Annotated in this window: 14 protein-coding genes and 1 pseudogene; 7 read left to right on the top strand and 8 right to left on the bottom strand. The window is 60.2% G+C overall.

Annotated features, from left to right (window positions below; all coding sequences use genetic code 11):
- Positions 1-1433: 1433 nt before the first annotated feature.
- Positions 1434-1523, top strand: a complete 90-nt coding sequence (locus DUGA2_RS34160; protein WP_229214573.1) for a helix-turn-helix domain-containing protein — start codon at positions 1434-1436, stop codon at positions 1521-1523.
- A gap of 832 nt (positions 1524-2355) precedes the next feature.
- Here the strand turns inward: DUGA2_RS34160 and DUGA2_RS34750 are convergent.
- The 3 genes and pseudogenes from DUGA2_RS34750 to DUGA2_RS01740 form a co-directional block, all read right to left on the bottom strand.
- The gene (locus DUGA2_RS34750) at positions 2356-2922 is read right to left on the bottom strand and encodes an RHS repeat-associated core domain-containing protein (protein WP_373994820.1); all 567 of its coding nucleotides are present in this window, start codon (positions 2920-2922) and stop codon (positions 2356-2358) included.
- A 214-nt stretch (positions 2923-3136) separates the two neighbouring features.
- A pseudogene (locus DUGA2_RS34950) lies at positions 3137-3199 on the bottom strand (DNA-binding protein); the annotation flags it as partial.
- Between the two features lie 908 nt (positions 3200-4107).
- A complete protein-coding gene (locus DUGA2_RS01740; protein ID WP_229214561.1) occupies positions 4108-6492 on the bottom strand; it encodes a PAS domain S-box protein in 2385 nt (794 codons plus the stop codon).
- Between the two features lie 297 nt (positions 6493-6789).
- Here DUGA2_RS01740 and DUGA2_RS01745 point away from each other — a divergent pair, with 297 nt between their 5' ends.
- Positions 6790-8187: a hypothetical protein gene (locus DUGA2_RS01745; RefSeq protein WP_070266881.1), complete on the top strand. Its 1398-nt coding sequence runs from the start codon at positions 6790-6792 to the stop codon at positions 8185-8187.
- Between the two features lie 84 nt (positions 8188-8271).
- Positions 8272-9651, top strand: a complete 1380-nt coding sequence (locus DUGA2_RS01750) for a hypothetical protein (protein WP_070266882.1) — start codon at positions 8272-8274, stop codon at positions 9649-9651.
- 28 nt (positions 9652-9679) lie between these two features.
- Here the strand turns inward: DUGA2_RS01750 and DUGA2_RS33310 are convergent, their stop codons facing one another.
- On the bottom strand, positions 9680-10612 hold the full coding sequence (locus DUGA2_RS33310; protein WP_141753166.1) for a hypothetical protein: 933 nt from the start codon (positions 10610-10612) through the stop codon (positions 9680-9682).
- Positions 10613-10830: 218 nt separating this feature from the next.
- Here DUGA2_RS33310 and DUGA2_RS01755 point away from each other — a divergent pair, with 218 nt between their 5' ends.
- Positions 10831-11061 (top strand): hypothetical protein, encoded by a 231-nt coding sequence (locus DUGA2_RS01755; protein WP_070266883.1) that lies wholly within the window; start codon positions 10831-10833, stop codon positions 11059-11061.
- Between the two features lie 16 nt (positions 11062-11077).
- Here the strand turns inward: DUGA2_RS01755 and DUGA2_RS01760 are convergent, their stop codons facing one another.
- Positions 11078-12262 (bottom strand): NAD(P)/FAD-dependent oxidoreductase, encoded by a 1185-nt coding sequence (locus tag DUGA2_RS01760; protein WP_070266884.1) that lies wholly within the window; start codon positions 12260-12262, stop codon positions 11078-11080.
- A gap of 98 nt (positions 12263-12360) precedes the next feature.
- On the opposite strand from DUGA2_RS01760, the gene DUGA2_RS01765 reads away from it, so the two are divergent.
- On the top strand, positions 12361-13155 hold the full coding sequence (locus DUGA2_RS01765; protein ID WP_070266885.1) for a helix-turn-helix domain-containing protein: 795 nt from the start codon (positions 12361-12363) through the stop codon (positions 13153-13155).
- On the opposite strand, the gene DUGA2_RS01770 is transcribed toward DUGA2_RS01765, so the two are convergent.
- Positions 13117-14403 carry a PepSY domain-containing protein gene (locus DUGA2_RS01770; protein WP_141753175.1) on the bottom strand — a complete coding sequence of 429 codons (1287 nt, stop codon included), beginning with the start codon at positions 14401-14403 and terminating at the stop codon, positions 13117-13119. The two genes, DUGA2_RS01765 and DUGA2_RS01770, sit on opposite strands and share 39 nt — an antisense overlap.
- Positions 14403-16535 carry a TonB-dependent siderophore receptor gene (locus DUGA2_RS01775; protein WP_070266887.1) on the bottom strand — a complete coding sequence of 711 codons (2133 nt, stop codon included), beginning with the start codon at positions 16533-16535 and terminating at the stop codon, positions 14403-14405. The genes DUGA2_RS01770 and DUGA2_RS01775 overlap by 1 nt, the downstream gene beginning before the upstream one ends.
- 295 nt (positions 16536-16830) lie before the next feature.
- Between DUGA2_RS01775 and DUGA2_RS01780 the strand changes: the two genes are divergently transcribed.
- Positions 16831-17595, top strand: a complete 765-nt coding sequence (locus DUGA2_RS01780) for an ABC transporter substrate-binding protein (RefSeq protein ID WP_229214562.1) — start codon at positions 16831-16833, stop codon at positions 17593-17595.
- Positions 17596-17626: 31 nt separating this feature from the next.
- The gene (locus DUGA2_RS01785) at positions 17627-19909 is read left to right on the top strand and encodes a TonB-dependent receptor (protein ID WP_070266889.1); all 2283 of its coding nucleotides are present in this window, start codon (positions 17627-17629) and stop codon (positions 19907-19909) included.
- Here the strand turns inward: DUGA2_RS01785 and paoC are convergent.
- The gene (paoC, locus tag DUGA2_RS01790; protein WP_070266890.1) at positions 19906-22110 is read right to left on the bottom strand and encodes an aldehyde oxidoreductase molybdenum-binding subunit PaoC; all 2205 of its coding nucleotides are present in this window, start codon (positions 22108-22110) and stop codon (positions 19906-19908) included. The two genes, DUGA2_RS01785 and paoC, sit on opposite strands and share 4 nt — an antisense overlap.

Genomic DNA, 22110 nt, shown 5'->3' on the forward strand with positions numbered 1-22110 from the left:
ACGCTAACGGAAGTCGTGCGCTCTTCGATGTTCGGCGGGAGCACTTTGGTACTACTAATCGAAAATATAGATCTCTGGGCGGGGACGTGGGAGGGCTGCAGGGCGCTGCGCGCGCTGAAGTCCTGTCGGGACGACGTCAATTTGTCGTCGGACTGTAAGAGCAAACTCCTTATTGTCGGAAGCGGCGAACCGGCCAAAATGGTCACGATGACCCGCGACAGCGCGCAGGCATTCTACGGGGCGGCGTTGACCGCCGTTCCAGGGTGCCGCGACAAGGCGCTAGCGGGCCACGCAGTCAACCTATCAATAAAAAGGTGAGCTTTTACGGGGACTTCGGCTGGTTGGGCGGAGGGTGAAAAACATGTTGGGTGAACCAAAAGACAATACGGAACATTTTGTAGAGGCGGCGGGCATCAACCAAGTCATCCTGACTATTAGGACAATTGTTGACTAGGCGGGGATGATCCCGCAGCGCTGATGGGTGCTACAGATCTGCGGTGTGGGGCGAATTCTGTTATTTAGTGTTTAAGAGCTATAGACGAGGCCGACGTCGACATGGTGGTTAGTGCTTAACGTTTACATACTTGAAGGACGAGCTCAAAGTCGGGTACGGCTCGGCAAAAGTCGCTAGTTTTGAAGGAAGAGTTAAGCCAACGTGCGGATTACGATTTCACCTAAACATCGGGCTGCGGTGGCGTTCTGCCGTGGAGATTTCAAGCGAGCCCAACGATCTCGTGAATTACGGCGAGAAATCTGATGATTAGACCTGCATTCACGTAATTCTACGGCCGACATGAATTCGTCGATTGGATTACGGAAATGGTAGGCCAACAGATCAAAACCCGCGGAAACACAACATGGCCTAATTAATAGGTTCGCTATGGCTAAATATTTAGGTTAGAGCACTAAGGCCTGCTGTTTGCATAGTGCAGTCTCAATGCCATAACTTCGCATAATTTATATTATGTAAAATCACTCTCCGGTCTAGCTCTCCCATCTGGCAGTAACAGCAGCGCTCTTACTGCTCTCACCTAAACCTGAATAGATGGAGCTTTTGAGTCGTTTTCACTTCTCGTATGCGTGAAGTCCGCAAATTTGGCATATGTGTCGGCCATCGAATCGCCATCCTTAGCCAGTCAGAATCAAGACTCCGTGGTCTTAAGCGATTGCAGATAATTGCCCACTAATTTTTCGGCGGCTAGGGACGATCTTTCCAGCAGCTGGGCGCAGTATCCCTTCAGCGCAGAGCCGGCAGTTGCGATTCGCAGAGGTCGGCAATGAGCGACCTGATATCGGATATCCATGGCTGAAGGACGCGATCGCACAGAATACGCGCCCAACGAAACCAGCAATGCAAAAGGTGAACTGGGACGAGCACGACCAGCTGCTTGGCGCGTAGGTCCGCGATCAAGCTGCTTTGCTTTATCAAACCGATGTCACCACTCGTTCTCGCTGGTCCCAGCGAGATAGCCAGGCGTGTGGGCATCTCCAGAAACACCGTCCGACGCTACCTGCGGTCCTAAACCACAGAGCCAGCCTACGCTGAGCGGTGCTCGACCCGCGCCATCGACAAATACACGTTCCTGCTTTCCGCCCTCCTCAAGACCGAGGCGGCGAAATCACGCAAGCAGCGGCGCACGCTGAAACAGATCCACGAGGACCGAAAAGAATTGTGGTTCGAGGGGGCTTACGACAGTGTCGCGGCGTTCGCGAGGACCTCGAGGGCGTGTCAAACTGAGAGGGACAATCCGGCCAGCAAACGAACAGCGCATCCTCCGTAAAACAATTACTTGCCACTTGTTTTCGGTCGCGAAAACCCAATACGAACGGGATGACTATTGGCGGATTTGAAGCAAATACTATTGACAATAAAAAAACCGTCCAATTTCGAAAAATTGGACGGTGACAAATTGAATTTAAATATCACGGCTGAAATGCATTAGCAGAACAAATCCAAGGCTTGCGATTACATATAAACAAAACGATTTTTTCGCTTTCCAAAATAGTCGAGTCCCCGGAATTCCATTTGTTTATTAAAAACAAACGTCCATTCTTAACCACAAGCTCGCCAGCCTTGATTAAATTTGCGGAGCTGCGAGTTCCTGTTACCTGATCTATTCGGCCATACCTGAACGCATATGCCGTGTACATATTAACGAATCCGACAATTAAAAACAATAGCGAAGTCAAGGAGTAAGCTATGACGCTTACTAAATCCGAATACAGCGAGATGATTTTTAACGTCAAGCTTAGTGAATATATAGATATCCACCACGCCCCCAAACCAAAGATAAAATAAATTTTCCACCTCATCTTGTCACTCACACAATCCTCCTTAAATCCAATTCTTTACAATTATTTGCAACCACATTTAGGAGATGTTTTTCCTGCTCCTGTCCCTATTATGCTGGACGCACCGGACACTGTGGAGCCGGGAATGCCAGCCGCCGCCCGTTGGCTGACCTGACTAACAAGTCCTCCAGCAAACCTGGTACCCGCCGCACCTGGCGACAGCAGTCCACCAAGCGCTCCGCCAATTCCTGCACCAGCGGCAGAGCCAATATTAATTCCCGTATAGCAAGGATCACCGATGTTCTGGCCTTGCCCAATTAAATTTGTTCCAAGGCCTGTCGCCACCCGTACTGCAACGTTGCCGAGAACAGAGCCAGTCAACCAAGCACCAGATCCACCGACAAACGCTCCTGCAACTGCCCCCAACAACGCACCTCTGACCACGTTTCCGCCAGTAGCATTGGCGCCGAAAGCACCGCTTATTCCGCCTATGATACCACCTGCAATCGCACCAGGAATCCCGAATTCACCCGTTGGGTCTATCCATGACAATGGGTTCCCTTCTACATAGGCGTACGTATTTAAGCCCCCTTTCAACCCGACAGGGTCGGATTGAAGGTATCGTCCAATAGTTCCATCGTAATAACGATTATTATTATTCCAAAGTCCGGACTCTTGATCATAATTGAATTATGACGCTGTCAAATGCGAGGGATGCTAACTCAATGACAAAATCTTTCCAGCGAATGCCTCGATGAGCGATAGGGGAACGATTTCCTGGTCCACGGCGTAGTCAACACACAACGCGGCAACCACCCTCTTCCTCTTCGAGCTCCTTCAACTACTTGTGAATCGTGGTCTTCGACCCCGTGTTCCCAAGCGCCATCCGTACCGCGTCGATCGACGGGCCAGACTAGCGACCATAAAGTCTCCAGTAAATCCAGGCGGATCACTGGCGTCATGCTCATAGCATGCGAAGTAAGTCAACGGCTCGCCGTCGTAGCGAATTGCGGATAGACATGACTTCGATCCAGGAGCTAAATCATCAGGGTCAGTCGATAAATATGACGTGACATTGAGTTCAGCTTCCAAAAGAATGGCCAGGTAAAAAACCAGTTGGTTGCAGAAGACAAATCGGCAATGGTTTTTGGGAGACTGGAAATAGTAGATATCGGCCTTTGATCCGGCCAGTTCCCGCACAGATTCCGGCGATGGGGTGCGCCCGGCTATGACCAACCCTGCGGCTTTGGACGGTGATGGCATAAATCCCTCCTTCGATATGAGAGGGACGCTGCGGGATAAAATTGATAGGCAATAAAACATCTTGACTATCGCCTCATTCGGGACGAAAATCAAATGGACAACTTCGGTGTTTGCCACAGCTGGCAACTGCGCCAACAGCTACCTGCTGCTCGTCTTCGCTATCCCATAGCGATCGCTCCGTAATAAAAAAACGGTCCCGGCCACGATATGCGTGGCGGGATCGGTTACACGTAAACAGCCTGATTTCTCAATCTAGCACCAACTCTTCCAAAAGCGAGGAATTACCAAGCCGTGCGGAGACTTTTTTGTCGCTATTCCCGGTGTCATAACATTGACGTCGAACGAAAGAGGCGATTCTTCATGTACACAAAATTACGTCGAATTCAGAACGACTCATTTTTCGATGTCAACGTAATGTTGTCCCCTTAATTTTCAGCAAGAACAGGGTTTCTGTCGTACGCATAAGCTTAATGCCTCAACGAAAGTCATCGACATTATGTTGGAGCGCTGCCTTAGTTGGCGCACCCGTTTAAATGAGATGTCTGCGTACTATTACTGTTCCTTGGGCGTGCCACTGGCTGACGGCTGCAGTGCCGCACGCAGTGCGTCCGCAGTAAATGGCTTGATCAGGAATGTGCCGCCCAGCTTGCGCACCTCGCCACCAACCCTGCCATCCCCCGACGCAAATACCAGCTTGAGCGTCGGGTACTGGCGCCGAAGCTGATATGCCAGCGCCAAGCCGTCCATTCCCCCAGGTAGATTTATATCGGTCAGGAGAATATCGAAAGACCGGGAGGAAAATAACGGCAGCGCGGCTTCCGCACTCTTGACCGCACACACTTCCCAGTCCATCAACTCCAGCAAATCCGTGGTAACTTGCAGTGCATCCGGGTCATCCTCGATCAGCAGGATGCGCTTTCCCGGCATGGGCGTATGCTTGCGTGCATTAGGCTGCCCCAACATCTGGCGCAACTTGCGCGCGAGGTCTTCCCGGCGATAGGGCTTGGACAGCAAATGTACGCCGGCATCCAGACGCCCTCCATGAATAATCGCGTTCTGCGTGTATCCGGAAGTGAACAGCACTTCCAGATTTGGCAACAAGGATTTTGCCTGACGCGCCAATTCGGTACTCTTGATGGTGCCCGGCATCACGACGTCGGTAAAAAGCAGGTCGCAGTGCACACCTGCGTTCAACACGGACAGGGCCTGGTCTGGATTGTCGGCTTTGAGTACTTTATAGCCAAAGCTGCGCAGCGTTTCGACAACAACGCCCTGCACTGCCAAATCATCCTCGACCACCAGGATGGTCTCATTGCCGCCGCTGATCTCCGCATTCACCGTCGTTTGCATGTCGGTTTCCGTCTCATGCGAGCGAGGGAAATACATCCGGATGGTGGTGCCGTTCCCTGGTTCGCTGTACATGCGGAAATGGCCGCCGCTTTGTTTGACGAAACCGAAAGCCATACTCAGGCCCAGTCCGGTTCCCCTGCCTTCCGATTTTGTGGTGAAAAACGGTTCGATGGCGCGCTCCAGTACTTCCTTCGGCATGCCGCCGCCGGTGTCGCTAATGCCAATCACCACGTACTGCCCTGGCGGCAAGTCCGGGATGCGGTCGACGTAGGCGTCGTCCAGCTCCACGTTGCCGGCTTCGATAGTCAGCTTGCCTCCGTTGGGCATGGCGTCGCGGGCGTTGATCGCCAGGTTCAACAACACATTCTCCAGCTGGTGCGGATCCAGTACCGCATGCCATAAACCGCGCTCGATCTTGGTTTCGATCTCGATAGTTTCGCCCAGCGTGCGTTGCATCAACTCTTCACTGGCGGCCAGGACCCTTTCCACATTGAGCACGATCGGCTGCAGGGGCTGGCGGCGCGCAAATGCCAGCAGTTGCGTCGACAGTTTCGCACCGCGCTGAACGGCTTGCAGCGCTGCCTCAAGGTGGCGCTGGGACTGCGGCTGTCCACTGACGTGTGCGCCGAGCAACTGCAGATTGCCGCCGATGACTTGCAAAATATTGTTGAAGTCGTGTGCCACACCGCCGGTCAGTTTGCCGATGGACTCCAGCCGTCGCGAATGCTGCAGCGCTTCCTGGGTGCTTTCCAGATCCATGCGCTGCGTAATGTCGCGCGTCACCTTGGCAAAGCCGAGCAGGTGGCCCGGGGCGTCGCGGATAGCGTCGATAATGACGTGTGCACGGAAGCGCGTGCCGTCCTTGCGCACGCGCCAGCCTTCGGCCTCGAAACGCCCCTGCTGGGTTGCGGTACCCAGTGCGCGCTGCGGTTCGCCTGCGGCACGATCCTCATCGGTGTAGAAGCGGCTGAAATGCGTACCCACTACTTCCTCGGCAGTGTATCCCTTGATGCGTTCGGCGCCGGCATTCCAGCTGCTGATGCTGCCATCCGGAGCCAGCATATAGATCGCATAATCAATCACGCCCTGCACCAGGATACGGAATTGGTTTTCGCTCGCCTCCAGGGCCGATTGCGTGGCGCGCTTCTCGTCGATATCCCGTGTGATCTTGGCGAACCCCAGCAGTTCGCCGTCGTCATCGCGCAGGGCGTCAATCACCACGGAGGCCCAAAAACGGCTGCCGTCCTGCCGCACGCGCCATCCTTCATCCTCGAAGCGGCCCGTGTCCCGTGCCGTCTGCAAGGCGCGGGCAGGAAGGCCTACTGCCCGGTCTTCAGCGGTGTAAAACCGGGAAAAGTGCTGGCCGATGATTTCATCTTCCGCATACCCCTTGAACCGCCGGGCGCCGGTGTTCCAGGTTGCAACGGTGCCGTCGACATTAAGCATATAGATCGCGTAGTCGGCGACCTTTTCCACCAGCATTTGAAAGCGGCGCAACAACTGTACGTCGTCGCTTAACGTGGATTTCGAAACATGAGTCATATTTAAGGCCTGGAAGAATTCATCGGCATACGCGTGGTCGAACATAGGATTTCAAGATGACATTATCTCACGCACTACGGCGCCCCCTGCGTTCCCCACGCATGGACATGAATGATCATCCTTCGCCGTGACAAAGTGTGTATGTCTGGCAGTTTTTGCTGACTATATTATTCACACCACCTCGTCATTTCGTATATCGTCTGCGCCGTCTCAGTTGGAACTTACCCTTATCCCAACTGGTCTACTTAGAAATGAACCCAAGCCGCAGCTTCGCCGCCATCGGGCATCGCGAATGTGCGCAGACGCGGCTAGTCTTGTTGTTGCATCTAAAGGAGCGTTAACATGACACAGGCAGAAGTCTCAAAACTTATCCAGGGAATCTTCGACAACATCTTCAATTCCGTCACGCAGGCCGAGCCCGGCGGCAAGCCTGTGCTCCAGGCATCGAGCACCGTGCTATCGATGATGAAACCCGGTCTGGCGATCAACTCCGCCGACTTCCGCAATCCCTGGACCCCCGGCAACAGCGGCGGCAGCCAGGATGCCGCCATCAACACCACCGAGCTGGTCGATGTCGCGCCGAAGATGTCCACCATCTACACCGACAGCACCCGCAAGATCAGCGGCATGTACAAGCAGATGCTCGATGGCGTGCACATCCCTGCCCAACCGCCCAACCCCGCCATTGAAAAGCAACTGCAGGATGCCGAGAACTATCTGTTCCGCATGGTCTCCGTGACCGATCCGGATACCGGCGATGTGACCCAGAAGAAAATCGAATCGCAGGTCTATCGCGACTACCTGGACAACCAGGCGGCCTACAACAACGCCCGCATCGCCTACATCGGCGCCTTCCTGGAAGCGCAGAAGACCGCGACCGGCAAGAACACCTGGCCGATGGTCGCGTCCACGCTGCAGATTCCGGTGAAAACATCCTACGATCGCTGGCGTGCCGAGGATGCCAGCAAGGTCGAGCAGAACCTGGCGATCAAGACGACCTCCGTGCAGAACGCGCTGCAGCTGGCATGGAAGCATGCGCAGGATCTGTTCGAAGGCTATGGCGTGGTGCTGAACGATACCGGCACCGGCCTGTCGCCCAAGGTCTATCGTGTTTCGCTGCTGCCGTCGGACTGGTACAGCAGTTCCAGCAAATCCAGCGGCTGGACCACCTTCGACTCGGCCTCCAGCAGCGTGGCGAACAGCTCCTCGTCCGACTTCACGTCCTATGGCGGCTCCGCCGGCTTCAGCCTGGGCTTGTTCAGCATAGGCGGCTCGGCCGGCCATGCGGATTCGCACCAGCATGCCAGCTCCGAAACCAACGGCCTGCGCATCAGCTTCGAGTACACGCTGGTGACGATACGGCGTCCGTGGTTCGAAGCGAGCCTGCTGTCCACCAAGGGCTGGGATCTCGGCAACCTGTACAAGAAAGGCGTGCTGTCCAACGGCACCAAGGCCCACCAGGACGGCGAGCTGATGCCGCTGATTCCCACCTCCTTCGTGGTGGTGCGCAAGTTGAAGATTTCAGCCAACTGGGCCAAGGCGGATTGGGACCTGATGACGTCCAAGACCAGCGGCGGCGGCGGCTTCGGCATCGGGCCGTTCTCCATCTCCGGCAGCTACGCGCACTCGAGCACCAACCAGAAGTTCACGTCGGCCATGGCGGCCGGAACGATCACGGTGCCGGGCGTGCAGATCATCGGCTTTATCAGCCAGGTGGTGCCGTACTCGCCACCGGCCTGATCGCGCGCGCAAACTGAAGCCAGCAACGGCGGCTCCCCTGCGGAGCCGCCATCCATGCACAATGCTTTGAGCAAGGGAGGCCCCATGTCCAATACCGGCGACTTCATCGGAGCGGTGTACGACGAACTGTCCAAACTGCTCAACATCACGGACGCCAATCCGTCCATCGCCATGCAGATGGCGTGGCCGGGTTTTTCCCTGTCTCCGCAAGACTTCAAGCCGGCCAATGCGCCGAACGGTCCCTACGATCCGCAAGTGGCCAGGGAGACGTTCTCGCATCTGGCCAACATCGCGCCGACGCTCACCAAGGCCTACTTCCAGAACTCCGGCCTGGAGGTGGACGATCTGTACGAGATACTCGTCACCGGCGCCATCCCGAGCGGAGCCGGTCCTGCCGACGTCGGCACCAATCCGATGTTCAAGCTGTTCGGCGATTCGCAGTACGAATTCCTGCAGGCCCGGATGGGGAGCGTGGGCGATCCCAACGCGTTCTACTACCCCTGCGTCGCCACGCCCTCCAACTGGTATGACGAAGCCGCGGCACAGTTCTGGCCGACCTTCAATATGCAGTCGGGCGCTGTCAAGCCTGCCGCGCCGGATTCGCGCTTCGTCAGGGCCGGCGGCCCGTCGCTGGTGAACCGGGGCGTGTGGAAGCTGCGTCCCAACGACACCGTCAAGGCGGATTCAATCAAATCGGGTGTGAAGCTGATGGTGGCGAAGGTGCAGCAGATCCCGCTGGTCAAGCCGGCGGTGCCGTTGACCGTGATACGCAAGCCGCTGAACCTGCAAGCAGCCGCCGCGCTCAAGGCAACGCCGGCCGTGGCCCACCTCGCGGGCGGCTTGCATGCCAGCCCCATGCTGATCAATACTCCGGTGTTTGCCGCCAATCTTGCGAACGTCAAGGCGCAGACCCTGTTCGGCCATAAAATCGTGCCGGAGAGCTCTTACAGCCGCTACAAGCTCGTCAACCAGGTCCAGGCGCTGGACCTGACCAGGAAGGATCTCAACCTAGGCAAGATCGATTTGGCCAACCGCTATCATCTAACGAACCTGATCAACGAGGAATTGCCCACGAAGCCGGCCGGCACCAGCGATAACTTCAGCATCTCGTTCAAGTACTGCCGCGTCAACATCGATCGGAGCTGGTTCAAGCTGGCCCTGCTGAAGATGAAGAACTGGTATATGTACGGCACCAAGCTGGGCGAATATTCGAACGGTTCCGCCACCGACAATCCGGGCATGTTCCCCTTGCTGCCGACATCGTTCATCGTGATCCGCGATCTCAAGATCACCGCCAACTGGTCGAACGAAGACCGGCAGAACCTGGGCCAGGCAACCGCGCTGGGCTACTTCGATATCCGCGATTCGACGCTGAACCAGAACACCCTGGAGGTGAAAGGCCTGCAGGTTCTCTGCTGGCTTTCCACCGTGATGCCGCAGTTGCCGCCGATGGCGCCTCCATGATATTGCCGGGAGGCGCTTCCGGATTAGTTCATTTCTCGCTTTTCTTCACGGCTTGGATTTGATCCAAGACCTCCGCTAGTACACCAACGCCATACAGTGGATCTGGCGTTCCGTCCGTCTTGACCGAAACGCCGCATTCCGAGTGCATAGTTATTCCGCCTTTATAGGGAAAGTGGACCGATTGGATAAAGTTTGGATCAGCAATTTTTAAACTCTTGCTAAAAACTTTTCCCTCTGGGTATATTTTTCCCTTGGGGTATTTAACTTTAACTATTACATTTCTGCACGCTGAATAGTAGTACGCGCTGGTTTTTTCGTCGAAAGGATGTGTACCTGATGCTCTAGCATCCAGCGGGATTGGTGCGAATTGAATTTCGACGCAAGCGCTCTTGTCATCCTCTTTTTTGAACATGAATGTAACCGGATCGCTCCAAAGCTGCTTGCTGACGTCACCCTGGCCAATATTTTTCAGCGCAGCGCTCAAATCGATCGTAACCGCCTCAGTAAGCTCCTTGCTACAGGATGGTCCAGAACCATCGCTTGGATTTGTGAGCGCAGCAAGCGTGGCGACCTTAGCCACTATGCCTCCTACAGCTTTAACCATTTCTCGGGCATTTTCCTTGGTCTCTGTGCCGATAGTCCCAACACGTTCCGTATTGTCCGGCTTGGTGATGTTGATGTTTGTAGTGCTAAGCCAGGTATTGGTTGCTTCAATTCCTACTTTATATTCCGGATATTCCTGCGGCACGGACGCAATTGTGTAAGTCACGGAGGGGTCTTTTTTGGGATCTTTACTTTCTACTGGTGTGATGACGACAACAGACGCATTGAGATAGTAAGAATCGGAAACTTTCTTTAGCGTATCAGGTTGCGTCGTGCTGGTAATTTTGTGGTAGGTAACACTTGGTGTGCTGGCGCAACCAGCCAGGAATGCAAAGAGCAAAACGAGAAAGCGTCGCATGATGTTTCCCTAAAGTTTTGAATGTTATTTTATGGCTATGTTTTAAATTAATAAACATAGTAGATAGTTTTGCATCGCCATTCTCTAACAGCAAAATCACGGGAATGCTCTCGAATTGTCACGATGTTGTCTTTAGGACACGGTATCGTGCGATAAAGACATAATCTATTGATGTTCTGGGTTTAAGGGGAAATACCTCGACCACGCTGCGGCGCACGGTGGCCTGCATCGCGCCGACTGACCACACCCTGTTCATCACCGGCCCCACCGGCACCGTCAGCTACGAGCTTCCTCAAACCTGGCAAGGGACGATCCACCATCCATCCCGTGCGGTGCAGCAGGCCGCCCGCATCGGCGCCTGGCTGGAGAGCCATTTCGATCCGGCGCCGGGCCAGCGTTTCGCTACCGATTTTTACGAGAACTTCCACGGTATCGAAACGGTCTTGTAGCAGCGCCCTTGCGCAGTCACTGCGCGTCGGATGTGCCGCCGTAGAGCTGCACACCGCTGCGTTCCGACGAACGCAGCGCTGCTCCAGCATGGACGCGCATGCCCTGCTCGTAGCGCGCGATGGACTGGTCCAGCGTCTGCGCACCGGTGGCCGCCATGGATAGCTGGCGAACCAACAGGTCCGCATCGAGCAGCGCGGTATTGCAACCGAGGCCGCTGGCTGGGCTCATCACATGCGCGGCGTCGCCCAGCAGCGTTACCCTGTCCTGCAGCCAGGCCTGCGGCGGCGGAGCCTGGCGCACCGGCAGCATCGCGCTCATGCCGGTGGGCGTCGCGTCAAACAAGGCGCGCAGCCCAGGCGCCCAATCGGCGCTGACATCGGCCATGCACTCGCGGATGTGCGCGTCGGTGGCGGGCAGGTTCGCACCGGGGGCCAGGCCGAGGCGCTCGCGCATGCCGATCATGGCCCAGTACAGATAGTCGTTTGCGGGCGTGAGGCCGTGCTCCGACAAACCGGCGGCCTGCGAGAACCGCATCGCATCGATCACCACCGCCAGTCCGGCAGCGAAAATCACCGTGGTCCCGTCGTACAGCACCGGTGCGATCTGGTGCTTGCCGGCGGCGTCCAGCGGCACTTTGCCGTAGATGCATACCGCGCCGGTATCGCGGCCCTGCGCCTCCGGAAAGCATTGCGCCGCCACGCGCGAGCCGCCGCCGTCGGCGCCGACCAGCAGATTGCTCCGGTGGCTGCTGCCATCCGTAAAATCGAAAGCCACGACGTCGTCTTCCAGCTGCCGCACTTCGCGCAGCGCCTTGTTGAAGTGCACCCGATCGGCGATACCGCACATCAGCACCTCGCGCAGGGTCTGGCGGTGCACCTTGAGCTCGGCGGTCTCGTCGTCATTCCACGCCGGAAGCCACTGCCTGGCGCTGTTCAGCTGCGTATCCAGCGCGTGGACGTTCGGCAGATCGTCGGCGCAGGTGGCTTCGAACAGTTCGAACAGCTGCGGCGGAAGGCAATGCCGCAGCGCCGCCTGGCCGTCCGCATTGATACGGATGCGGAAGCCTTGCGTGCGGCTGTCCAAGGCCGAGTCGCGCTCGAACACATCGAAGGCAATTCCTTGCCGCTTGAGTCCTTGCGCCAGGCACAAGCCGCCGAGCCCACCGCCGATGATCGCGACATGAAACGTATTGTTCTGCATGATGGATATGTCCTTTCCTGTTTTGACAGCCACCAGTATTGGACAATCGAGCCCTGCAGTGATAACGTTGTTTGGTCTATAAATAATGAATTTGAGCCATGCCGAGGAATTTGAGCGAACGGCGCGATGGACCGGCCCTGATTGCGCTGTGGGGCGACACTAGCGAGGATAAGGAATTCCAGCTCGGCACGCGGGAGTACGGCTGGCATCGCCACCATCGCGGCCAGGTATTTTGCGTGGAGAGCGGCTTGGTGCGGGTGCGGACCGCCAGCGGATCGTGGCTGCTGCCGCCGCATCGCGCCGGCTGGATACCGCCGGGCGAACCGCACCAGGTCAGCATCACCGGCGCGATGAGCGGATGGAGCCTGCTGCTGACGCCCGCCGCCAGCGTGGAGCTGCCGTCGCACCCCACCGTCATCGGCGTCACCGAGATCATGCGGGCATTGGTGCGCCAGGCGGTCGGCTGGGCCGGACAGAAAGCACTGACCCCGCCGCAGGAACGCATCATGGCGGTGCTGCTGGACGAATTGCAACAGCAGCCGCAAGCCGCGCTGCACCTGCCGATGCCGAAAGACCGCCGCCTGCTGCGCATCACGACCGCCCTCGCCGCCGCGCCTGCGGATGAACGCAATCTGCAGGAGTGGGCGGCGTGGGCGGGCCTGTCCGCGCGCAGCATGAGTCGCCTGTTCCGCAGCGAGACCGGATGCAGCTTCGGCCAATGGCGGCAGCAACTGCTGCTGTCCATTGCCCTGGAGCGTCTAGCCCAGGGCGAGTCGGTGAACGCGGTGTCCGACGCGCTGGGCTACGCCACGACCAGCAACTTCATCGTCATGTTCCGGCGCCATTTCGGCGACTCACCGGGACGCTATTTTCGCACCGGCGCCCATCCCTGACCTGGCCGCAGCGACGATCCGCGCGCTGCGTTTGCGCCACCAAACCAGCACACCCGTCACCGACAGCGTCGCCACGATAACGCCCATCAGCGAAATCAGCACTCGTCCCGGTATGCCGAGGATGCGGCCGGAGTGCAGCGGGAACTGCGCCTGCACGAAGATGTCGGCCGCCGTGCCTTTCCAAGGCTGGCGGTCGCCCAGCAGCGCGCCGCTGCGGCCGTCGTAGTACAGCTGCCGGTGGCCCGCGCCGCCGGCGCCCTGCTCGTCCTGCGGCTGGAAGAACGCCACCGTGTAGATGCCGTACTCGCGCGAATAAAACATATTCCCGGCCGGTTCACGCCAACCGCGCCTCGCGGCTTCCGGCGCGGCCTCGGCCAGCACCTGTTCGAATGTCAGTCCGGCGGCCAAGGGCTGGTTGGGCGCGTTGGGGCTGCGCACATCGAACGGCGACGGCGTGACGTTCGACACCAGCGACATCACGGGGAAGAACACCTCGCGGTAAAGGTTCAGCGAGAACGCGGTGAAGGCGATAATGAACAGTAGCAGCCATGTCCACAAACTGAGTGCGCGATGCAGATCGAAATTGAACTTGGTGCTGCCCGCGCCGAAGCGTATCAACCATGCGGGCCGCCAGCGTTGCCACCAGCTCTTGGGCTTGGGGCCCGCCGGCGCTACCGCCGCCAACCTCGCCGCACGCCGGCGTACCGGCAGCGTCAGATAGAAGCCGACGAAACTGTCCACCGTCCAGATCATCGCGATGCCGCCCATCAGCCACAGCCCCCATTGTTCGATGCCCCACATCCGCGGGATATGCAGCGTGTAGTGCAGCTGGTAGAGGAAGGACACGAACGTCTCGCGCGTGATCGGCCAGGCCGCGCCCCACTTCCGTGTGCCCAGCTCCGCGCCGGTGACAGGATCGACGAACACCTGGTTATACGGCGCCGGATACAGTTCGCCGGTGGCCGGGTTCACGCGGGGCTCCACGTAGAAATCGAGCGCATGCCCCGCTTCGGCCGCCATCGGCACGGACAGCACCTGCATGTGTGGATGCCGGGTCTCCACTGCCTTCGCCAGTTGCAGCGCGGGCAGCGCCGGGCCGGTGCCCGGCGCCTTGGTCAGGTGCGGGTTAAGCAGCTCATCGAGTTCGTGATCCCAGGAGATCACCGCACCGGTGACGCCGCTGATGAACAGGAAGCCTGCAATCAGCAAGCCTGCCCAGCGATGCAGCAATGTAGCCAGGCGCCGCATCACCAGACGTAGCGCGCTGTGACCTGGGCCTGACGACGGGCGGCGAAGTTGCAGGTGCCGTCGGTCGAGCAGTTACCCAGGTAGACCTTGTCGGTCAGGTTGTTGACGTTGAGCGCGAAGTCCCAGTGGCCGTAGCGATAGCCTAATGCCGCATCGGCCAGCGTCACGCCGGGATTTTCGAAGGTGTTGGCGTCGTCGCCGAAGCTCGCGCCGATGCGGCGCACACCCATGCCGGCACGCCAGCCTTCGGTGAAGCTGCGTTCCACCCAGCCGGCCAGGTTCACGCGCGGAACCAGCGACGGGCGATTGCCTTCGTTACCGTCGTTGTTGCGGATGATCTTCGCATCCAGCCCGGTGAAGGAAGCGTTGACTTTCCATTGTTTATCCAGCTTGGCTTCCGCCTCCAGCTCCAGGCCGCGCACGCGCACTTCGCCGCGCTGAATCTGGGCGCCGACGCCCAGGTGATCCGGGTCGGCGGTCAGCACGTTGCTCTTGCGCAGATCGAACACCGCCGCGGTCAGCAGGGCCGGACGATCCAGCGGCGCCCATTTGACGCCCAGTTCCACCTGCTTGCCCTGCTCCGGCACGAAGTTGCGGCCGTCGAAGGTCTGGCCCATCACCGGTCGGAACGACGTCGCATAGCTCAGGTAGGGCGACACGCCGCTCGGGCCAAGCCAGGTCAGGCCCAGGCGGCCGGTGGTGGCATTGTCCTTCTGGCTGTTTTTCGCAGCGTTGAAGTAGTCGTCGTTATCGATGTTGCTGCGGTCGCGGCGCAGGCCTGCCGTCAGCAGGTACTGGCCGTCGAACTTCATCTGGTTTTGCGCATAGACGCCGGTTTGCGTCAGCGTGCTGCGCTTGTCTTCGTACTTGTCGGCGGCGCCCACCGCTTGGCCGTAGACCGGCGCGATCACGTCCAGCGCCGGTGCTTCGCCGAGGTAGTTCTGGCCTTCCTGCACGGCGCGGCTGTAGTCGATGCCGGCCACGAAGGTGTTGTCGATGGCGCCGAAATGGCTGTTCCACTCGACGTTCTGGTCGGCCGCGAACACGCGCGCCTTTTGTTGTGCCGAGAAATTGGCGCGGTCTATAGTGCGCTGGTCGTCGTGCAGCGCGGTCATGTACAGGCTGTGGTAATCGACCTTCTCCGTCGCGTAGCGCAGGTTCTGGCGGACCTTCCACGCCGGCGAAAAGCGTTTTTCAAACACATAGCCCACGCTGCGCTGTTCCGTCTTGAAGTGGTCCAGGCGTGGCTCGCCGACGTAGCGGTTGGCGGGAATCCGGCCATGCGGGCCTGGCTTCTGCGTGCCCACCGCAGGCAGATAGAAGTTGGGCGGCACGTTGTCGTTTTGCAGATAGGCGAGCAGCGTCAGCGTGGTATCCGCATCGGGATGCCACGTCAACGACGGTGCGAAGTACTGGCGATTGTCCTTGGTGTAGTCGATGGCGCTTTTGGCTTCGCGCGCCAGCATCGTCAGGCGGTACAGCCATACGCCCTGCTCGTCCAGCGGTCCGCCGACATCGGCGGCCACCTGCTTGCGGTCGTAGCTGCCGTAAGTGACTTCGACTTCGCCCAGCCGGGCCGCAGTCGGGCGTTTGCTGACGGCGTTGACCATGCCGCCCACCTCGGCTTGCCCGTACATGACCGAGCTTGGGCCGCGCAGCACCTCCAGGCTTTCCAGGCCGTACGGCTCCATCGTAAAGGCGGTGAAGCCGCGCGTGGGCAGATTCAGGCCGTCGCGGAATACGCCGTTCGCGCCGGTTTCGAAGCCGCGTATCATGTACTGGTCGAAACGCGGATCGACGCCAAAGCTCTCGGTCTGCATGCCCGCCGTGTAGCGCAGCGCTTGCGGAATGCCGGGCGCCTTTTGCGCATCCAGCCGTTCGCGGTTCAGCACAGAGATCGATTGCGGCAACTCGACGATGGACGTATCGCCTTTGCTGCCTACGCTGCTGCGCTTCGCGACGGCATCGGCCTGGCCTTGCACGACGACCGTGGCCATGGTGGCCTCGGCAGGAGCAGCGGTTTCCACCTCGCTCGCGCCGGAATTCATGTGATACCCGCTCATCAGCAGGACGGCGCTGGCGACGGCGCGGGCTAAAGGTGTCGGGCCTTGCTGGTTCAACTGCTGTGGCATCGGGTGAAGCTTTCTGTTTTGAAGTGGTCAAGATTGACAATAAGCCAATCGCGACGAATGATAATGACTATCATTTCGATTTGCAAGGGCGATTCGTAGTAACACTGCCATGAGCAGGGACATGCTGCACAAAAAATATGCGCGCGGCTGCCGGTTGGTCGTAAGATGAAGGAAAGATTATTTTCCGTATCGACTTATGCATATGCGCCTCCCGTGTCGTGCAATTGGCTACGGTTCTCCGGTCCTTCCGCGGCGCCGCGCGTATCTGCTGACGCTGCTGATCGCGGGCTTACCGATGGCGATGGCCGCACCGGCTACCCGCGCCGACGCCCCGCTCTCCGTCACGCTCACCATTCACGACTACCCGCCTTTCATTGGAATGGACCTGCCCTACGGCGGCCTGCTGACGCGTGTGGTGGTGGAAGCGTTCAAGGCCAGCAACGTCACCGTCAAGTTCGAGCGCGTATCCAGCAACCGCGCCATCACCGGGGTGATGATGGGCTTATACGACGGCGGCTTCGGCTGGGCGCACACGCCGGAGCGCGACCGCAAGTTGTTGTATTCGGACACCTCGATCTACACCTTCCGCATGGTGTTTTTCCAGCGCCGCGACATGCAGATGAACTGGAACTCGCTGGCCGACCTGGGCAACTACCAGATCGGCACCACCCTCGGCGACCACTACTCGGAAGAGTTCTCGGCGCTGCATGCGCAACGCAAGCTGAAGGTGCAGGAGGCTGCGGGCGATTTGAACAATATGCGCAAGCTGTTGCTGGGCCGGATCGACCTGTTCCCGATGGAGGAAGAAGCCGGCAAGATGCTGATGCAGACCTCGCTGACGGAGGCCGAACAGGCGCGCCTGAGCTATCAATCCAAGCCGATTTCGGCGGTGCCCACGTATGTGGTGTTGCGGCGTGACTTGCCGAACGCGCGCGAGCTGCTCGATCGTTTCGAGCAAGGCTACCGGCAACTGCAGGACAGCGGCCAGTTGCTGCGCCTTCAAACCGAAACCCGCAAGGCCATGTTGGCGGCGACGCCGCAGAAGCGCACTTCACCCTAGCTGTTTTTCGTCCGATCCAAGGAGAAGCACGATGCGTCCACCTTCGACACGAACCATACCGTCAACAGTGGCGCTGGCTTGCGTTGCGCTGGCCGCGGCGCCGGCGCAGGCGCAGGCGCAGGTCCAGAACGGCCCCATCGAACAGGTGCTGGTGACGGCGCAGAAACGATCGGAGGCCTTGCAAAGCGTACCGCTCAGCGTGACCGCGCTGGACCAGCGGGATCTCGAACACATGGGCGTCGAGCACGTGTCGGACATCGCGCGGCAGACGCCCGGACTGACGGTGGTGTCGTCCGGGCCCGGCCAGAACATCCTCATCATTCGCGGTATTTCGTCGGTGGCGGGCACTGCCGGCACGGTCGGCTACTATCTGGACGATACGCCCATCGCAGCATCGAGCAACGCGGCGCTGCTGTCGCTGCGCGGCTTGATCGATCCGGCCATCTTCGATATCGCCCGCGTCGAGGTGCTGCGCGGCCCGCAGGGTACGCTGTACGGTTCCAGCTCCATGGGCGGCACCGTCAAGTATGTCAGCACCCAGCCGGACCTGAACCGCCTGGGCGGCAAGGCCAGCGCCGTGCTGTCCCATACCCAGGGCGGCGGATGGAACGAGGAAGGCAATGCCAGCGTCAACGTGCCGCTGGGCGACGGCGCGGCGGCGGTGCGCATCGGCGTCTACTACCGCAACCAGGATGGGTATATCGACCGCTACCCGGTTGCGCTCGACGACATCCTGGCCATTGCACCGGGCGGCGCGCGCCAGGCCAACGTCAACACCGAGCGGACCAAGGGTGCACGGCTCGCGCTGCGCCTGAACCTGGGGGCGGGCCTGGTGGCGAATGCGTCGCTGTACTACCAGCACATGGTGCTGGGTGCGCCGTTCCAGATCGATATGCCGCCCGGCGGCCTGGATGATTTGATCCAGACGCGGCTGGTGCCCGAGCCCAGCGTGCAGAACTCCACGCTGTCCAACCTGACGATACGCAAGAACTTCGCACGCTACGAACTGGTGTCTTCCACCTCCTACTACAACCGGCGCGTGTCGGTCGACGAGGATGCGTCCAAGGTGCTGTACTACTTCTTCTCGCCGACGCCGCAAACCTCGCTCTATCCTGGCGGCATGCATGGCGATTACATCAACCGCGAGTTCACGCAGGAAGTACGCATGGTGTCCGACTTCAGCGGGCCGCTGCAAATGATCGCCGGCGCCTACTACCACCACGTCGATGCGCCGCTGGCCTCGGCGATACCGGTGCCGGATGGTTACAACAGCAAGTTCGGCACCGGCTACGGCAGCTTCTTCCAAGGCGGGCGGCAGGCGACGGTGCGCGAGACCGCGCTGTTCGCCGAAGGCGGCTATCAACTGGCGCCGGCATGGACGGCGCGGCTCGGCGTGCGCGCCTTCCGCGTCAGCCAGGGCTTCGCGCAGCAAGGCGACGGCTTGTTCAACGGCGGACCATCCGCCATCACCGGCAGTTCGCGCGATCATGGCTACAATCCCAAACTGAACCTGTCCTGGCAGGCGACGCCGGACGCGATGCTGTATGCGACCGCATCCAAGGGCTATCGTCCCGGCGGTCCCAACAACCCGGCGCCCGCCGCGCTGTGCGCCAGCGAGGTCGCCAGGCTGGGCCTGAGCGCCAGCGCCCTGCTCACCTTCTCGCCCGACAGTTTGTGGAACTACGAAGTCGGCGCCAAGACGCAGTGGCTGAACCGGCGGCTCACCATCAACGGCTCGGTTTACTCGATAGACTGGAGCAAGGTGCAGCAGCAGATCGTGCTGCAATGCGGCTTCAATATCACGGCCAATTTCGGCTCGGCGCGCAGCAAGGGCGGCGAACTGGAGGCGTCGTTCCAGGCCACGCCGCAGCTGGCGCTGCGCGCCACGGCGGGCTACGTCAACGCCACGCTCAACAATGACGTGCCCGGAACAGGCGCCAAGCAAGGCGATGCACTGCTGGATGTGCCGCGCTGGAGCGGCAGCGCGGCGGCCGAGTACAGCTGGAACATGGGCGAGCGCCATGCGGCCTTCGCCAGGCTGGATGCGACCTACACCGGCGGCGCCAATTCCCTGTATGAGCGCAGCAGTCCCTTCTATCGCCGCGCCGGTTTCTCGCAGCTGAACTTCAAGCTGGGCTGGCAACCTTCCGGCAAGAGTCCGAGCTGGAGCGCCACCTTTTTTGTCGACAACCTGCTCGACAAGATCGGCCAGACCGGCCTGCCGGTCGCGATCTCGGCCGATCTGCCCAGCACGCGCCGCATCGCGGTCAACCGGCCGCGCACCATCGGCCTACGGCTGGGCAAGACGTTCTAGACGGACTCCGGCAGCTTTTCGATCAGCTTGTCCAGCGTGATCGGGTAGTCGCGCACGCGCACGCCGGTGGCGTTGTAGACGGCATTGGCGATCGCCGCGCCGACGCCGCAAATACCCAGCTCGCCGACGCCCTTGGCCTTCATCGGCGAGGAGATGGGATCGGTCTCGTCGAGGAAGATCACCTCCTGGTGCGGGATGTCGGCATGCACCGGCACCTCGTAACCGGCCAGGTCGTGGTTGACGAAGAAGCCGCCGCGCTGGTCCACCACCAGGTCTTCCATCAACGCCGCGCCCGCACCCATAGTCATGGCGCCTATCACCTGGCTGCGCGCCGACTTGGGATTGAGGATGCGGCCGGCCGCGCACACCGCCAGCATGCGCCGGATGCGCGTCTCGCCGGTGGCGGCGTCGACGGCCACCTCGACAAAGTGCGCGCCGAAGGTCGATTGCTGGAACTTCTTGTCCAGGTCGCCGTATTCCATCTGGTCTTCGGCGACCAGCTCGCCATCGGCGGCGGCCTGGGCCAGCGGCAGCGAGCGCCCGCCCGCGCTGACGCGGCCGTCGGCGAAAGCGGCATCGGCGGGATCGAGGCCCAGCTTCTGCGCCGTCGCTTCGCGCAGCTTGACGCAGGCGGCGTACACGCCGGCCGTGGAACTGTTGGCGCCCCATTGCCCGCCCGAGCCTGCCGACACCGGGAACGAGGAATCGCCCAGCTTCACCACCACCTTGGCCAGCGGCACGCCCATCATCTCGGCGGCGGTCTGGGCGATGATGGTGTAGCTGCCGGTGCCGATGTCGGTCATGTCGGTTTCCACCGTGACGACGCCGTTGCGGTCCAGCCGCACGCGCGCGGCCGACTTCATCAGCAGATTGTTGCGGAAGGCGGCGGCCACGCCCATGCCGATCAGCCAGCGGCCGTCGCGCAGCTTGCCGGGCTGGGCGCTGCGCTGGCTCCAGCCGAATTTGTCGGCGCCCGTGCGCAGGCATTCGACCAGCCGCCGCTGCGAGAACTTGCGCTCCTTCTTCTCGGGATCGGAGCTGGTGTCGTTGATGATGCGGAATGTGACGGGGTCCATTTTGAGTTTTTCGGCCATTTCATCCATGGCGATTTCCAAAGCCATCAGGCCCGGCGCCTCGCCCGGCGCGCGCATGGCGTTGCCTTCGGGCAGATCGAGCACGGCCAGCCGCATCTTCGTCATGCGGTGCGGGGCCGCGTACAGCAGCCGGGTTTGCTGGACGGCGGTCTCGGGGCCGCCGCCCGGCAGGTCGCCGGACCAGCTCTCGTGGCCGATGGCGACGAGCTTGCCTTCGCGGCTGGCGCCGAGGCGGATGCGCTGCATGGTCGCCGGCCGGTGCGTGGTGTTGTTGAACATCAGCGGCCGTTGCAGCGCCACCTTCACCGGCCGCTTGGCCGCTCTCGCGCCCAACGCCGCCAGCAAAGCCTCCGCCCGCACGAACAGCTTGCCGCCGAAGCCGCCGCCGATGTAGGGCGAGACCAGGCGCACGTTTTCCTTCGGGATGCCCAGCGTTTTGGCCAGGTCGCCTTTGCCCCAGTCGATCATCTGGTTCGCGGTCCAGACGGTGAGCTTTCCGCTTGCGTCCCAGGCCGCGATGGTGGCGTGCGGCTCCATCATCGCGTGCGACTGATCGGGCGTGGTGTAGCTGGCATCGAGCCGCACCGGTGCGCCGGCGTAGGCGCCGTCGAAATCGCCGGTGATGCTGTCCTTGTTGCCCTTGCCTTCGGGCTGGACCGCCTGGTCCTTGGCCGCCGCCAGGTCGTAGGCGCCCTTTTGCGGCGTGTACTTGATCTGCACCAGTTGGGCTGCGGCGCGGGCTTGCTCGAAGGTCTCGGCCACCACCAGCGCCACGGCCTGGTGGTAGTGCTGGATGTCCGGCCCCGCCAGCAGCTTGGCGGTGTTAAATTTTCCCTTGCCCAGCTTGCCGGCGCTGTCGGCCGTGACGATGGCGATCACACCGGGCGCGCGCGCGGCCTTGTCCAGCGAAATCGAGGCGATGCGGCCCTTGGCGATGCCGGCGCCGACGATGTAGCCATAGGCCGCATTTGGCGCGGCGGCGTGCTGTTCGTACGCGTAGATTGCTGCGCCGGTGGTCTTGAGCGGGCCGTCGATGCGGTTGACCGGCTTGCCGATGATCTTCAGCTGGTCGATGGGATTGGTGGTGGCGGGTGTGGTGAATTTCAT

This window comes from Duganella sp. HH101 (assembly GCF_001758795.1).
Taxonomy (GTDB): domain Bacteria; phylum Pseudomonadota; class Gammaproteobacteria; order Burkholderiales; family Burkholderiaceae_D; genus Rugamonas; species Rugamonas rivuli.